The sequence below is a fragment of the Paenibacillus glycanilyticus genome (assembly GCF_023715145.1).
GTDB classification, from domain to species: domain Bacteria; phylum Bacillota; class Bacilli; order Paenibacillales; family Paenibacillaceae; genus Pristimantibacillus; species Pristimantibacillus glycanilyticus_A.
In genome coordinates this window covers 1-411 of sequence record NZ_JAMBNP010000063.1, presented here as the reverse complement: position 1 = coordinate 411, position 411 = coordinate 1, and the positions used below count along the sequence as shown (strand labels likewise).

The following is a 411-nucleotide window of genomic DNA, read 5'->3' as shown; positions in this document are numbered from 1 at the left end:
ATTATCAGCATCGTGACCGTCAGTTCGGCGACATGGTCAGCGTTCAACTTTCCTGGGATTTACCGCTATTTCTCGACTCTCGCCAAAACCCTAGGATTGCGGCCAAGCAGGCTGAACTCAACCAATTGGAGGCCGAGCGCGAAGCGCTGTCACGCGAGCATACCCAGCAGCTGGAAAATGAACTGGCTGACTATGAGCGTCTGGATCGTGCCGTGCGCAGAAATCAGGACAGCCTGGTGCCGCTGGCCAAGGAAAAGGTCGAGCTCAGCATGGCCAGTTACCGTGCAGGCAAGGGCGATTTAAACGCGGTGGTTGCCGCCCGACGTGAACTCATCGAAGCCCGCCTCAAACAGATCGACGTAGAAGAGCAACGAGCGCTGACCAGTGCGCGTCTGTACTTCACTTATGGGG

1 protein-coding gene is annotated in these 411 nt (G+C 56.7%); it reads left to right on the top strand.

Annotated elements, in window-relative coordinates; all coding sequences use genetic code 11:
• Positions 1–411, top strand: a 411-nt coding sequence (locus tag M3194_RS30970; protein ID WP_251657986.1) for a TolC family protein, incomplete at both ends; no start/stop codon positions are given.